This window comes from Vibrio sp. S234-5 (assembly GCF_000960595.1).
In the GTDB taxonomy this organism is placed as follows: domain Bacteria; phylum Pseudomonadota; class Gammaproteobacteria; order Enterobacterales; family Vibrionaceae; genus Vibrio.
This window is the reverse complement of record NZ_JZAM01000147.1, coordinates 1-1165: the sequence shown is the minus strand read 5'-3', so window position 1 is coordinate 1165 and position 1165 is coordinate 1. Positions and strand designations below refer to the sequence as shown.

The window sequence follows — 1165 nt, the reverse complement described above, 5'->3', positions numbered from 1 at the left end:
TTCATCATGCAACGTTTCTGCTTCATTGGCACACTAATTTTGCTTGGCTCAGCTCTTAGCATGTTAAGTGCCATGTGTCTTAAACCTGCCAAATTTTCAGCCGCGTTTTGTCGGTAAATCTGACAAGCGTCTTCTCGCATGCTCACATCTAAAATCCAGTGCATTGACTCTATGCCCCAGTGGGCTCGAATGGCATTTCCTGCCTGCTCCGCGGTCAGGTCTGCTGAACTTATGTAGTAGCGGTACTCCAACTTTGGCGCTTTACCTTTGGCTACTCGGTAATTTTCAACCATGACAATACTGGCGAGTCCGCTCCACGTTGAGAAGTCACCCTCTAACTCACTAGCCTTGAGTACATGGCAAGTACGTGCTTCAACGCGGCCTTTTTGTTTCTCGATTTGATAGGTGGTTTTGTCAATTGGGGCACGGCGGTGTGGGGCGAAGGCTGTCTGTATGGCTGCCGACAACTTGCCTTGATTCCCCTTTACTGCCAACAAGTAATCACCGCCCTTGCTAGTGATCGCCTTGGCAATCTTGGTCTGGCAGGCCATCGCATCAATCGTCACGATAGCTCCTCGCAAGTCGAGCATCTTAATAAGCTCTGGAATCGCGGTAATTTCATTGCTTTTATTGTTGGTTTTGAGTTGACCCAGTACCATTTGGTTAGCACTTGCATAGGCGCTCACCATATGGATGGTGCTTTGCCTGTCGTCTCTATCGTAGGAGCCGCGCAAAGTCTTGCCATCAATGGCAACCACCTCACCAAACGTCATGGTATGTACCGCATTCATCCAACCCAGGAAGCAGTCGCGAAACTCGGCAGGATCAATATTTGCAATCAAACGAGCAAAGGTATCGTCGACAGGCACACCGTTTTCAAACAGCCCCTGTTTAAGAAACCACTCATGGTGGCCAAGAACATATTCACGAATGTCAGTCCAGCCTTGACCTCCGGCTATCACGGCACAGATAGACCCAAACAAAATATCAAACAGAGGATAATCAACTTTTGCACTTTGCCGTTTGTCACGGATGATACTGAAATGCGCTTTGATGGTATTAATATTCATGGTCGCTCCCCAAAAGAAGAGCATAAGATCACAGACCGTGCTTCAGGTCAAATTTAACCTTGCGTTGTACAAGAAATGTTCATGATCTTGCCCTG

General features: G+C 47.6%; 1 protein-coding gene. It reads right to left on the bottom strand.

Annotated elements, in window-relative coordinates; genetic code table 11:
- A partial coding sequence (locus UF06_RS06475; RefSeq protein WP_045569716.1) for an ISAs1 family transposase occupies positions 1-1070 on the bottom strand: 1070 nt, incomplete at its 3' end.
- Positions 1071-1165 lie beyond the last annotated feature (95 nt).